The organism is Micromonospora sp. U21 (assembly GCF_018070045.1).
Taxonomy (GTDB): Bacteria; Actinomycetota; Actinomycetes; order Mycobacteriales; family Micromonosporaceae; genus Micromonospora.
In genome coordinates, this window is record NZ_JAGPYK010000043.1 from 12,274 (window position 1) to 24,566 (window position 12,293).

Annotated in this window: 13 protein-coding genes; 3 read left to right on the plus strand and 10 right to left on the minus strand. The window is 71.3% G+C overall.

Translation table 11 applies throughout. The annotated features are described in order from the left end of the window. Position 1: 1 nt before the first annotated feature. Positions 2-1,102, minus strand: coding sequence for a winged helix DNA-binding domain-containing protein (locus KBX63_RS31880; protein WP_210917746.1), 1,101 nt, complete (start codon positions 1,100-1,102; stop codon positions 2-4). A gap of 100 nt (positions 1,103-1,202) precedes the next feature. Between KBX63_RS31880 and KBX63_RS31885 the strand changes: the two genes are divergently transcribed. Both KBX63_RS31885 and KBX63_RS31890 read left to right on the plus strand, forming a co-directional pair. Then, positions 1,203-2,225, plus strand: coding sequence for a YafY family protein (locus tag KBX63_RS31885; RefSeq protein ID WP_210917748.1), 1,023 nt, complete (start codon positions 1,203-1,205; stop codon positions 2,223-2,225). A 42-nt stretch (positions 2,226-2,267) separates the two neighbouring features. After that, positions 2,268-2,807 (plus strand): DinB family protein, encoded by a 540-nt coding sequence (locus KBX63_RS31890; RefSeq protein ID WP_210917750.1) that lies wholly within the window; start codon positions 2,268-2,270, stop codon positions 2,805-2,807. A gap of 66 nt (positions 2,808-2,873) precedes the next feature. On the opposite strand, the gene KBX63_RS31895 is transcribed toward KBX63_RS31890, so the two are convergent. The 6 genes from KBX63_RS31895 to KBX63_RS31915 form a co-directional block, all read right to left on the minus strand. After that, positions 2,874-5,027 carry an FtsX-like permease family protein gene (locus KBX63_RS31895; protein ID WP_210917751.1) on the minus strand — a complete coding sequence of 718 codons (2,154 nt, stop codon included), beginning with the start codon at positions 5,025-5,027 and terminating at the stop codon, positions 2,874-2,876. Beyond that, the gene (locus KBX63_RS31900) at positions 5,024-5,704 is read right to left on the minus strand and encodes an ABC transporter ATP-binding protein (protein WP_210917752.1); all 681 of its coding nucleotides are present in this window, start codon (positions 5,702-5,704) and stop codon (positions 5,024-5,026) included. Before KBX63_RS31900 ends, KBX63_RS31895 begins: the two co-directional genes overlap by 4 nt. Beyond that, entirely contained in the window at positions 5,701-6,225 is a 525-nt protein-coding gene (locus tag KBX63_RS31905) for a PadR family transcriptional regulator (protein ID WP_210917753.1), read from the minus strand. The genes KBX63_RS31900 and KBX63_RS31905 overlap by 4 nt, the downstream gene beginning before the upstream one ends. Positions 6,226-6,484: 259 nt before the next feature. Beyond that, complete coding sequence (locus tag KBX63_RS31910) at positions 6,485-7,201, minus strand: isocitrate lyase/phosphoenolpyruvate mutase family protein (RefSeq protein WP_210917755.1); 717 nt, start codon at positions 7,199-7,201, stop codon at positions 6,485-6,487. A gap of 139 nt (positions 7,202-7,340) precedes the next feature. Further along, positions 7,341-7,463 (minus strand): hypothetical protein, encoded by a 123-nt coding sequence (locus KBX63_RS36145; protein ID WP_256443217.1) that lies wholly within the window; start codon positions 7,461-7,463, stop codon positions 7,341-7,343. A gap of 17 nt (positions 7,464-7,480) precedes the next feature. Next, a complete protein-coding gene (locus KBX63_RS31915; protein ID WP_210917756.1) occupies positions 7,481-7,651 on the minus strand; it encodes a hypothetical protein in 171 nt (56 codons plus the stop codon). A 552-nt stretch (positions 7,652-8,203) separates the two neighbouring features. On the opposite strand from KBX63_RS31915, the gene KBX63_RS31920 reads away from it, so the two are divergent. Beyond that, on the plus strand, positions 8,204-9,388 hold the full coding sequence (locus KBX63_RS31920) for a low temperature requirement protein A (protein ID WP_210917757.1): 1,185 nt from the start codon (positions 8,204-8,206) through the stop codon (positions 9,386-9,388). A 39-nt stretch (positions 9,389-9,427) separates the two neighbouring features. Here the strand turns inward: KBX63_RS31920 and KBX63_RS31925 are convergent, their stop codons facing one another. The 3 genes from KBX63_RS31925 to KBX63_RS31935 all read right to left on the minus strand — a co-directional run bounded on the left by KBX63_RS31925 (position 9,428) and on the right by KBX63_RS31935 (position 12,266). Next, positions 9,428-10,618, minus strand: a complete 1,191-nt coding sequence (locus tag KBX63_RS31925) for a low temperature requirement protein A (protein ID WP_210917758.1) — start codon at positions 10,616-10,618, stop codon at positions 9,428-9,430. Positions 10,619-10,730: 112 nt separating this feature from the next. Continuing rightward, positions 10,731-11,582: a pyridoxal kinase PdxY gene (gene pdxY, locus KBX63_RS31930; protein ID WP_210917759.1), complete on the minus strand. Its 852-nt coding sequence runs from the start codon at positions 11,580-11,582 to the stop codon at positions 10,731-10,733. 75 nt (positions 11,583-11,657) lie between these two features. Next, complete coding sequence (locus KBX63_RS31935) at positions 11,658-12,266, minus strand: hypothetical protein (RefSeq protein WP_210917761.1); 609 nt, start codon at positions 12,264-12,266, stop codon at positions 11,658-11,660. Between the last annotated feature and the right edge of the window lie 27 nt (positions 12,267-12,293).

The following is a 12,293-nucleotide window of genomic DNA, read 5'->3' on the forward strand; positions in this document are numbered from 1 at the left end:
CTCATCGGGGGGACGGAGCCACCTCCACCCAGTGGCTCTCGTTGTCGCAGAGGAACGCCGCCAGCTCCAGCCCGTGCTCGGCGACGGCGGTGCGGTCGGCTCGGGAGAACCGGCGCAGCGGAGTGACGGTCACGGTGCCGGCCTCGACGCTCCAGGTCGCGGCGACCCGACCGTCGACCAGCACCGCGCGCTCGCCGGCGACCGACAGGCCACGGTCGGCGTCGTCGACGATCCGGCTCCGGTCGTGGTAGCCGAGTATCGCGTTGTCAAAGGCCGGCAGGAACCGCACCGGGGCGGGTGTGTCGGGATCGGGACGCGGCGCGTCGGGAAGGTCCAGCAGCTCGCGGCCGCGCTCGTCGCGGAACGTGACCAACTCACCGCGCATCGCGGTTACCGCAGGCAGCAGTCCGGCGAGGCCGCACCAGGCGCGCAGGTCGGCCGTCGCCGCGGGGCCGAACGCGGCCAGATAGCGGCGTACCAGCGCCTGACCGACCGGGTCCGTGCCCTCCGGGGCCGGCGGGTCGATCTCCCGACCGAGCCAGGAGGAGAGCAGGGCGTAGCGGGCACCGGCCCTGGCGCGCCACACCCCGCGCGGCGGCAGTTGCACCATCGGGATCAGCGCGGCGACCAGCAACTCCCCGATCGGCCTCGGCCCCGGCGCCGGCCAGCGCTCGGTGAGGGCCCGCGCGAGCTCGGTCATCGTGCGCGGCTCGTCGTCCGCCATCACCGACCGGCCCGCCGCCGCCAGCTCGTCGAGGTCCATCCCGTCCAGTTCGCGGCGGTAGGTCCCGAGAACCCGTTGGCGCAGCATGGCATCGTGCCGGGAACGCCAGGCCAGAGCATCGTCGGCGGTGAGGAGGTGGACGGTGCGGCGCATGAGGTGTGTCCGCACCACGCTTCGCCGGGTCAGCAGGTCCGAGAGCACCGCCGGGTCGAACGCACGCAGCCTCGACCAGAGCCCGACGAACGGCTCCTGCGGTTCCTGCGCCTGCAGGCCGCCGAGGTGCGCGACGGCATCGAGGACCGGTACGTCGGCGCGATCGAGCAGCAACTGCCGGGCGAGCGTCGCGCGGTTGAGTGCGCGGATGTCGAGAACCGTCATCGGGTGCGGGGGTCCTTGCGGTCGTTCGGGTGCTGGCACGAGCAACGGTCGCAGGTGAAGCGGTCAGGTTCTGGCCGCTACTCGTGGCAATATCGGGCTCGTGCTGAGGACCTCAGCGCGGCTGCTGTCGTTGCTCTCGCTGCTCCAGGCGCGCCGGGACTGGCCGGGGGCGCTGCTGGCCGAACGGCTGGACATCAGCCCGCGCACCGTACGCCGGGACGTCGACCGCCTGCGTGAGCTCGGCTATCCCATCGTGGCCACCAAGGGCCCCGACGGGGGTTACCGGCTCGACGCGGGCAGCGACCTGCCGCCGCTGCTGTTCGACGACGAGCAGGCCGTCGCCCTCGCCGTTGCCCTTCAAATCGCCACCACCGCCGGCGCCGGCATCGAGGAGGCCGCGGCGCGCGCGCTGCACACCGTCCGGCAGGTCATGCCCGCGCGGCTGCGTTACCGCATCGACACCGTGCGGGTCACCGCCGTCGAGCGGCCCGCGACCCGATCGAGCCCGCAGGCCGACAGCGGCGTGCTCATGGCGCTCAGCGCGGCCGTCCACGCCCACGAGGTGCTGCGCTTCGACTACGACTCCGCATACACACCGACGGCCGGCGACGACGAGCGCGCGGCCACCGCGCCGCGCCGGGTGCAGCCCCACCACGTCGTCACCTGGGATGGGCGCTGGTACCTCGTCGCCTGGGACCTCGACCGCGCGGACTGGCGTACCTTCCGCGCTGACCGGATCACACCCCGCACCCCCACCGGCCCTCGCTTCACCCCACGGGAACTACCCGGAGGGGACGTGGCCGCGTTCGTGGTCAGCAGGTTCCAGGGCCCCGAAGGGTGGCCCTGCCGAGGCGAGGTGATCCTGGACCTCCCCGCCGACGTCGCCGCCCGCCACACCGACGACGGACTCGTCGAGGCTCTCGGCCCGGACCGCTGCCGGCTCGTCGCCGGCTCGTGGTCGTGGGCCAGCCTGGCCGCCGCCATCGGTCGGTTCGACGCCGACATCGAGATCGTCGGGCCGACCGAGCTCAGAGACGCCTTCGCGCACCTGGCCCGCCGCTATGCCGACGCCGCGGCCGGCCGACCCACCACACCACGTCGAGCGGTCCGGACGAACCGGTAACCCGCTTGCGTCCGTCGCGGCTTGCCGACAAGGTCGGGAGCCATGAGCGACATGTGGGTGGACCAAGCCGACGATCCACGAACCTCCGGCAACCCCAAGGGTGAGAAGGCGACCCTGCGGGAGTACCTCGCGAACTACCGGCTGACCCTGGAAATGAAGTGCGGCGGTCTCGACGCCGAGCAGCTCGCCCGCCGCTCGGTGCCGCCGAGCACCATGAGCCTGCTCGGCCTGGTCCGGCACCTGGCCAAGGTGGAGCACAGCTGGTTCCAGCGCGTCCTGCAGGACAGGAGCGACCAGCCGCGCCTGTTCAGCCGCGACGACGACCGGAACGCGGACTTCAACGACGCCATCGCGGACCCTGCCGTCGTCGAGGAGGCGTTCGCCACGTGGAAGGCGGAGATCGCGGCGGCCGATCAGTGGCTCGACACGCTCGACGAGGACGACCTCGGGCGGGAGGTGCCCCTCGGCGACGGCACGGTCAGCGTCCGCGACGTCCTCGTGCACATGATCGAGGAGTACGCCCGCCACGCTGGCCACGCCGACCTGCTGCGCGAGTGCGTCGACGGCCGCACCGGCCAGTGAGCCGGTGCCCCGCTTCCGCACGGTGACCCGAGCGGCGGGGGCGTGTGTCCCCCGCCGCTCGCGCGGTCACTCGCTGCGTGCGGTTTCCGGGCCGGTGATCCTTTCCAGCACCGGCAGGGTGGACGCGATGATGCCGAGGCAGGCGGCCAGGCCGACGATCACGATCGCGTAGAACTCCGGGCCGGGGGCGGTGAGCATGTAGTCCATCTGTGCCTTGAGGAACAGCTGGGCGGCGACGAAGCCCATGCCGATCGCGACCACGGCGACGGCCAGCATCGGTACGGTGCTCTCCAGGGCGACGACGCGGCGCAGGACCCGTACCGGCGCGCCGCTGAGGCGGAGCAGGCTGAACGGCCGCCTGCGTTCGCTCAGACCGCCCACCACGCTGACTGCCAGGCTGCAACCGGCGAGGCCGAGGCTGGCGACGATGATGACGTTGGCCAACTGCTGCCAGCCCCGCAGCTGGTCGGCGAAGGACGATTCGAACTCACCGGGGACGCTCGGGGCCGACCAGAAGTCCGGGTAAGCCCGCGAAAGGACCGTACGCGACCGTTCCAGCGAGGCCGCCGAGCCGTCCGTGCCGACGACGATCGACGCCACCGGCAGCCGCTGGACATCGTCGAGGGGGACGGGCGCGGCGGGCCAGACCCTGGTGGCGGACGCCGACTCGCGGAACGGGATGAAGTTGTGGGCCACCGCCGCGACGGTGGCGCCGTCGGCACATCGGCCGTACGCCGCGGGAATGTCCGTGCACGCGAGCACGCCGGGATCGGCCATCCGGTCCGGGTTTCGGTGCACCGCCGTCGCGCTGCGTACGCCCGGGATCGAGCGCAGCTCGACCAGCAGCGAGTCGGGCACTGAGAGCTCGTCGTCGGAGAGGCCGGTGGAGAGGGTGGCGGCATCGGTCGAGCCGACCTGTGCTGGGCCACGGTTGGCGACGATGGTGGTGATGACACCGATGGAGACACTCGTCACGAAGAGCGCGAGCATGATGCCGCTGATCGCCCGGAAGCCGGCCTTCGGATTGTCGGCCAGGCGTCGCGCCGCGATGAGCGCTGCCGGGCGACGGGCGCGGTTGGCCAGCACACGGGCACCGACCATGGTGAGCCACGGGCCGGCCAGGACCAGGCCGGCCATGATGAGCAGGAGGCCGGGCAGGAACGCCGCGGTCTGGCCGTCAGAGGTCACCGGCCTGCGGCCGATGAAGTACGCCAGCTCGGCCACCCCCAGCACGAGGGGGATCAGTCGGTAGGCGCGTGGTGGGCGGGGGGTGACCCGCCGCGTGACGCCGAGCGGGGAGATCCGGACGCGCCGTAGCGAGACCCACGCCGCCAGCGCCGCGCCGGTCGGCACGCCGAGCGCGACCACCAGGACGTCCAGCGGTCTCAGGAACATGTCGCCGGGGAAGAAGCGCATGCCGGTGAACGGGATCGCGGCGAGTTGGCCGCGGAACGCGTAGAACAGCGCGAAACCGAGGGCGGTGCCCGCGACGGCCGCGACGGCGGCCTCGGTCGCCGCGATGATCGAGATCTGCCGGGGCGTCGCGCCGACCAGACGCATCGCCGCGAACCGGTGCTCCCGGCGGGCGGCGCTGAGCCGGGTGGCCGTGCCGATGAAGATCAGCACCGGAAACAGCAGCCCACCGGCAATCACGCCGACGATGAGGTCGACGACCGTCTCCGGCAGCGCGGGGGTGTCGGCGCCGACGCTCGTGAGCTGGCGGACGTTCGGCAGCGCGGCGGCGTCGTCGACGGTGTGGCCGACGATGACGACGAGGGCATCCGGCGAGGGCAGGGCCGCGTCGCCGATCGTGCCGAGGCTCCGCCCGGGGTAGCGATCGGCGAGCTCGGCGGCGGGGGTTGCCTCCAGCAGCTCGGTGAGCGCCGGTGAGACGTAGTACTCCCCCGGCCCCGGGGTCGTCGGGACGCCGACCGGGGTCGGTGAGCCCGGCCCGGAGGCAGCGACGTCGACCCGTACGATCTGCTCGCCGCGGAAGTAGTCCTCACGTGTGGACCACCACAGTGGATCCCCGATCCCCTCCGCCGAAGGGCTCGGGTACAGCGACGCGTACCGCGTGAGCTGCCCGTTGACGGCGTTGAGCCCCGCGAGGGTGACCAGCAGCAGCCCGGCGCCGACCGCGACGGAGGTGGCGATGATGATGAGGCGGGTGAGCGCCTCGCGCCCGCCAGCCACGGCGAGGCGGAGCCCAAAGCGGATCATGACGCGATCCGGTCCGGCGCGTTCACGCGGCCGTCGCGCACGATGACCTCGCGGTCGGCGTACGCGGCGACCCGTGGTTCATGGGTGACCAGGATGACCGTGGTGCCCTGCGCACGGGCCGCGGTGACCAGCAGGTCCATGACCTGCTCGCCGGTGAGCGAGTCGAGCGCACCGGTCGGCTCGTCGGCGAAGAGGACCTCGGGCCCGGTGACCAGACCTCGGGCGAGGGCGACCCGCTGGGCCTGCCCTCCGGAGAGCTCGCCCGACCGGCGGTGTTCCAGCCCTTCCAGGCCGAGCCGCTCGAACCAGCCGTGCGCCTTGCGCAGCGCCTCGGCCCTGCGTGTGCCGTTCAGCAGCAGCGGCAGGGCCACGTTCTCCGCGGTGGTCAACTCGGGAACGAGCTGACCGAACTGGAACACGAACCCGAAGCGGTCCCGGCGCAGGCTGCTGCGCCGGGCCTCGGTCATGGAGTCGACCCGGGCCCCGTCGAAGAGGACCTCGCCGGAATCCGGAACCAGGATGCCGGCCAGGCAGTGCAGCAACGTCGACTTACCGGAGCCGCTGGCCCCCATGATCGCGACGATCTCCCCCGAGTCCACGGCGATGCTGGCACCCCGGAGCGCAGGTGTCTGGCCGAACGAGAAGACGACGTTCCTCGCTTCGATCGCGATGGTCATGGCCGTACCGCTTTCTTCAGGGCGTCCAGCCGGGCGCCGGTCATCTCGATCCACCTGAGGTCCGCCTCCAGGTGGTACAGGCCGTGGTCGGCGAGCAGCGCGTCGACGAGATTGCCGGTGCGCTTGATCTCGGTGAGCTCACGCATCCGCTGCAGGTGCGCGCCGCGCTGCGTGTCGAGGTAATCGCCGGCGGGGCGGTCCAGCATCAGCGCGAGCACGACCTTGGCGAAGAGGACGGTCTGCAGGTGCGGCTCCGGCTCGACCGGCTGGGTCAGCCACTGCTCGACCTCGGTCGCGCCAAGATCGGTGATGATGTAGCGCTTGCGGTCGGGCCCCTCGCCGGGGCCCACCTCGCTGATCACCACCTTGCCGTCGCGAGCCAGGCGGCTGAGGGTCGAGTAGACCTGCCCGAACGGCAGCGGCTTACCGCGGCCGAAGTAGGCGTCGTACTCGCGCTTGAGGTCGTACCCATGGCTGGGCTCGCGATCGAGCAGGCCGAGGAGGGTGAGGGGAACACTCATGCCAGCACCATACACCGGGGGTATACACCGCGTATATACCCCCGGTTTCTACGCTCACCGAGGAAGGAAACGGGTCTTGTCGGCGGCGGGGTCGAGCAGGCGACGACGACAAAGGCCTCCGGTCATGGCCCCGGTCCAGAGACCGCTCCACCACCAGAGGCCTTCATCCCGGCCGTGATCCGTACTGCGCTTCGGAAGGACCAGTCCCTTTCGACGCGGGCCCGTTCTCCGCCACCGCATCCGACCGGACCGCCGGACGTCAGACGCGCAGCGCCGCCGCGAGGTCGCCGATCGCCCGCGCCGCGTACCGCTGCATCCCCGGGCCGAAGGTGATCCGCGTGGCGCCCAGTCGTGCCAGCTCGGCCACGGACTCCTTGTCCGGCTCAGCGGCCATGTTGATTGGACCCTCGATGCCCTCGCGCAGGAGTGGCAGCACCTCGGGCGGCGCCAGGAGCGGGTACACGCAGTCGGCGCCAGCGGCCACGTACAGGCGGGCGCGGGCCACCGCGTCGTCCGGCTCACCCGTCCCGACCAGGAAGGTGTCGACGCGGGCGTTGATGAAGAGCGCGTCACCCGCCTCGGCGCGCACCTCGGCCAGCCAGTCCGCGTGCCGCTGAGGGTCCTTGAGCGTGGCGTGGCCGTCGGAGTCCTCCAGGTTGCAGCCGACGGCGCCCGTCTCCAGGAGTCGCCCGACCAGCTCCCTGGGGGCGAGGCCGTAACCGCCCTCGATGTCGGCGGACACGGGCACGGAAACGGCCCGGACGATCCTCGCCACCGCGGCGAACATCTCGTCGGGCGGGGTGGAGCCGTCCTCGTAGCCGAGCGACGCGGCGACCCCGGCGCTCGGTGTGGCGAGCGCGGGGAAACCAGCGTCGGCGAAGATCCGGGCGCTGGCCGCGTCCCACGGCCCCGGCAGCACGAGCGGGTCGCCGCTGGCACGGCCGTGGTGCAGGGCGCGGAAGGTGGCGGCGGTCATTTGACGTCTCCCGAGGATTGCGGTGATGGCACAGACGAGTGCCAACGCTACGCGCCGGCCTCTCTCACCACGGCGCCGCACGACGCCTTCGGCCACGGCGCCGCGCTCGGTCGGTGCAGCTACGCACCGCTTCAGCGGATCACCTGGCGCGGGCCGCGGGGTCTACGTCCAGCAGCATGCGGGGGTGCAGGCGCACCGCCTCGTCCGGGTCGGTGACCTGGCTCAGTGCGAGCCAGGCGGCCCCGACAGCCGGGTCCCCCACTCGGGCGGGCTGAGCACCTACATCCAGCAGGTCGACTGGGTGCTGTTCGCGAAGAACCAGGCACTCACCCCGGCGCAGGTGACGACGAAGACGGCGGCGTACCGATCGGCGGGCAGCACGTTCGCCGACACGGTCGACTCGACGGGTGGCTGCTCGACCCCGACGAACCCGCCGACGACGCCTCCCACGACGCCTCCCACCACACCGCCGCCAGCCGCCAACTGTTCAACCGCGCCCGAGTGGGCCTTCGGCACGGCCTACACCGGGGGCCAGACGGTGAAGCACGAAAAGAGCAGGTACGGCGACCCGAGCGGTCCGCCGTCGGGTGACGGCAGGCACCTGTGGCGGGCACGGTACTGGACACAGGGGTCCGAGCCGGGCTGGACCCAGCAGTGGGAGGATCTCGGCCGCTGCTGAGGGGCGTACGGAGAGGAAGGGCCCGGGCGGCCGCTCGCGAGTCACCGGCGAGTGCCCGCCCGGGCCCCACCCGGAAACGGCGGGTCTGGTCAGGCGGTGCAGCCACCGTTGGCGATCAGATGCCCGCGCGACGCCGGCGTCCACTGTGCTCGCGCGGCCTCCGTCCGTGGCCGGCTGGCGCGCCCGGTCGATGACGCGCCCCCAGATGCGCCCTTTCGGGTGTCCGAGCATGTCCTGTTTTGTAGGTTCAGAGGTGACAGGTACCTTGCCACGTTGCCCAGCGCCTCCGCTCCCGGTCGGGCGTCCCCTAGGAGGCAGACGCCGTGACGTCGAGTCCGCTACCCCGGATTCTTCGCCGACGCGGCGAGCCCGAGTTTCCGACGTTCCTGGAGCTCTTCTTCGATCTGGTCTACATCTTCATGTTCTCCCGGCTCGCCGCAGGGCTGGTGGGCGACCTCAGCGCGCGCAACGCGGCGCAGACCGCCGTCCTGCTGCTGGCGGCATGGTGGGTCTGGGTGCTGACCGCCTGGCTCACCGACCTGTTCAACCCGCGGCTGCCGCTGATCCAGGCCACCGTTCTCGTGATCATGTTCGGCACCCTGGTGATGGCCATCGCGATCCCGCGGGCCTTCGGCACACACGGGTGGCTCTTCGTCGCGGCGTACTTCGCCATCCACCTGGTCCGGGATTCCGTCCTCATTCCCGGCACCCGCGTGAACCGGCCGATCCAGGCCAGGAGCATCCGCGTCTTCTTCTGGTTCGGCGTCACCGTCGGGCCATGGGTGGCCGGAGCCCTCGTGGACGGCACGGCCAGACTGGTGCTCTGGTCCATCGCGGTGGCGGTAGACCTCGGGTCGGCCCGGATCGGTTGGCCGACACCGAGGCTCGGTCGGACCGAACTCGCCAGCCAGATCTTCACCGGCGCCCACCTGTCCGAACGGCACCGGCAGATCTTCATCATCTCTCTCGGCGAGTTGATCCTGACCGTCGGCATAGGGTTGGCCGCCAGCGACTTCGAGGTCAGCCGGGTGGCGGCGTGCACGATCGCGCTCGCCAACGCGCTCCTGCTGTTCCAGATGTACTTCCACCGGATACGACAGCTGCTGGCACCGGATGCCGTCTCGACGGTGGAGCGGGTCCGCCCCGGCACCGCCACCTCGTACACCCACCTGGTCATGGTCGCGGGAGTGGTGGTCATCTCGGCCAGTGACATGCTCGTCATCGGCCGTCCGTTCGGTGCGGCGCCGCCGGGCTGGATCGTCGCGATCCTGGGTGGGCCCGCCTTGTTCCTGCTCGGCAGCTGCCTGTTCGACTTCGTGGTCACCGGTCGGATCCTCTGGCCACGGGTGCTGGGGCTCGTCGTGCTGGGCGCCCTCGGACCCGCCATGCCCCTGCTGCCACCGCTCGCCATCATGGTCGTGGCGAACCTGGTCCTGCTGCTCACGCTGATCGTCGAGACGGTGGCCCCCCGCTCGCGACTGACCAGCGCTCCGCTGCCCGCCCGGTGAGCCGGCACCACCACCGTCGGCGGCACTTACCCGACCCGGTCAGCGCAGCGCCGGTGGTGCCGCCGTTCGGGGATGCAGCCGGGTGCTCAGCAGGTTCGCCACGGCGACCAGCGCCAGGACGATCATGGCGAGGAGAGCGACCACGAGCGGCGGCAGCAGGTACGTCGCCGGCGCCACCACACCCAGCAGGACCAGACCAGCCAGCCTCGACCTGGACACCCGACCGAACACGGTGTAGTCGAGCACCCCACGGCCGAACAGGAAGAGAGCCGGGCCGCCGAGGATGACCGCAGCCCAGGACGGTGGGGTGGTCTCGCCGAACGGCCGATCGACGACGAGCTTGCCGGTGACCGCCGCACCCCCGATGCCGGCCACCATGATCAGGTGGGTGACCGCGGCGGACTGGCCGAGCAGGGAGGGTCTCGTCGACTTGGTGATCGCGTCGGTCAGCAGTTCTCCGGCGCGGTAGATGTAGATCCGCCACATCAGCACCACGATCAGGAACACGACCACCAGCGCCCAGACCCGGGGAGCCGTGTAGTCGCTCTCGCTGAAGGCCTCGGCGACCGCGAATATCGATACGCCGAGCGCGACGATGACGAACTGGCGGTACCGCTCGGAGAGTCTCTCACCGGCCAGCCGCCACTCCTCGGAGTGCGAACGCCCCAGTCCCGGCACGGGCCAGCCGAGCGCGGCCGCGGCGTACTCGATCCCGATGGCCACCGCCCAGAGCACCAGGCGAGCCGTGTCGCCGAGGAGTGCCCCACCGATCCATCCAATCCCGGCGATGGCCTCCCAGAGCAGGACCCGGCTGCTCCTCCCCCGCAGGAACGGCTCCCGTACGACCATCACGAGGTAGAGGCTGGAGCCGAGGTGGATGGCCAGGTACGTGCTCGCGAACAGCATGCCGCGGCTGCCGTACGCGTCGGGGACCGTGGCCGCCAGCAACAGGCTCGCCGCCGTCGTCCCGATGAACTGCACCTGGATCACTGACCGCGCCCGGTCGAGCGTGTCACCCGCCCACGCGGTCAACGCCCAGATGAACGTGAACGCGAGCAGCAACACCAGTGTCTGGGCGGTGCCCGTCCAGGTGAGCTCGTGGGCCAGCTTCTCGGCGAGGGAGATCAGCGCGAAGACGTAGACCAGGTCGAAGAACAACTCCAGGAACGCCGGATGCGCCGGATTCCTCCGGCCGGGGTCCGCCGACCGGGCGTCGCTCTCCGCAGCCATCGATCACCCCGTCGCGCCCGTTCACGGTCACCCGATTGACGACACTACGGGTTGCGGATCAGCAACAGAGGGTGGTTGCCCGGCTCGGCTCGCGGGACGGCGTACCGGTGGGTCAGCGCAGCCGCCGGGCGGCGAACCTGGTTGGCGGCTCGGCGATCGCGTCCTGGGCCGCGATCAGTTGGATCTCCCGGGTGCCCGCCGCGAGGGTCGCCTCCAGGACGGCGAAGACGGAGGCGATGGTGCGTTCCAGCGCCGTCGCGGGCGAGCCCGTCGTGCACAGGTGCGCGAGGTACAACGCCGCGGTGACGTCGCCGCCGCCGTTCGGGTTGATCGGCAGCAGCGGCGTGGTGACCGCCCAGGCGCCCTCGTCCGAGACCGCCACCACCTCCAGTGACCCCGCCGGGACGTCGCCGTGCAGGACGCTGGTGACCAGGACGTGCCGCGGTCCCGTCTCGCGCACCACGTCGACCGCCGCCAGCACCTCGGTCAGGGAGTTCGTCGTACGGCCGGCGAGGAAGTCCAGCTCGAAATGGTTCGGGGTGATGATGTCGGCGCGTGGGACGACGATGTCCCGCATGTACTCCGGGATACCCGGCCGGACGAACATCCCGCGGCCGATGTCCCCCATCACCGGGTCACAGCAGTACACGGCGGCCGGATTGGCCTCCTTGACCCTGTCCACCGCGTCGAGGATCACCGCGCCCATCGCCGGGTCGCCCTGGTAGCCCGACAGCACCGCGTCGGCGCTGCCGAGGACCCCGCGGTCCGCGATGCCATCGATCACCTCGGCCACCTGGGCCGGCTCCAGCAGCGGCCCACGCCATGAGCCGTACCCGGTGTGGTTGGAGAAGTGGACCGTCAACACCGGCCAGACCTCGTGCCCGAGCCGCTGGAGGGGGAAGGCGGCCGCTGAGTTGCCGACGTAGCCGTAGGCGACCGAAGACTGGATGGACAGGATCTTCACCGCCCCATCATGGCGGTTCGCGCCGGTGGCACACGAGTACCCACCACTTCTGTCGGCTGGCCCACTCCGGGCGTCCTACCCGGGTACGGAAATCGACGCACGGTTGATGTAGGCGACCTGGGCGGCGAAGGCCAGCAGCGCCGACACGGTGCCGACGCCGATCGCGAACCCGGACGACAGCCCCGCAAGTCCGGCCAGCAGCGTGACCGAGAGCCCCGCCAGCAGCGCGTTCACCGCACCCACCATCGCCGCCGTGGTGAGCAACAGCTGCGCCCGCCCAGGCGCGTTGCCGACCGCCGCCCAACTCGCCCGCATGATGCCCTCGCCCTGCACCGCATCGGCGAAGAAGTCGTGCTCGCCGGCCAGCCGGTGCTGGTAGTACGCCCGGATGCGCTGGATCCGCGCGAGATCCAGCTCGTTCTCCACCATGTTCTGCACCAGCCGCAGGAAAGTGAGCAGTCCGGTGATCATCAGCGTGGGAAGCACCGCCCCGAGGTACGGCCCGACGAACGCCGCGTTGCTGGCGACGAAACCGAGCCCGATCAGTGCGGCGGAGAGCATGGAGAGGAAGACCGTCGCCCGGCCGACCGACTCGGTGACGGTGGCGCTGCGGGAGGTCTGGAGCACGAAATGCTCGGTGGTCAGGGCGGTGAGCAACGCCTGCTCGCGTTCTCCGTCGTCCATGCACCTCACCGTCCGCGCTGACCAGGG

Coding starts and splice junctions, on each gene's coding strand:
- KBX63_RS31880 (WP_210917746.1), bottom strand. CDS start 1,102: ATGACGGTTCTCGACATCCGCGCACTCAACCGCGCGACGCTCGCCCGG.
- KBX63_RS31890 (WP_210917750.1), top strand. CDS start 2,268: ATGAGCGACATGTGGGTGGACCAAGCCGACGATCCACGAACCTCCGGC.
- KBX63_RS31895 (WP_210917751.1), bottom strand. CDS start 5,027: ATGATCCGCTTTGGGCTCCGCCTCGCCGTGGCTGGCGGGCGCGAGGCG.
- KBX63_RS31900 (WP_210917752.1), bottom strand. CDS start 5,704: ATGACCATCGCGATCGAAGCGAGGAACGTCGTCTTCTCGTTCGGCCAG.
- KBX63_RS31905 (WP_210917753.1), bottom strand. CDS start 6,225: ATGAGTGTTCCCCTCACCCTCCTCGGCCTGCTCGATCGCGAGCCCAGC.
- KBX63_RS31910 (WP_210917755.1), bottom strand. CDS start 7,201: ATGACCGCCGCCACCTTCCGCGCCCTGCACCACGGCCGTGCCAGCGGC.
- KBX63_RS31925 (WP_210917758.1), bottom strand. CDS start 10,618: ATGGCTGCGGAGAGCGACGCCCGGTCGGCGGACCCCGGCCGGAGGAAT.
- KBX63_RS31935 (WP_210917761.1), bottom strand. CDS start 12,266: ATGGACGACGGAGAACGCGAGCAGGCGTTGCTCACCGCCCTGACCACC.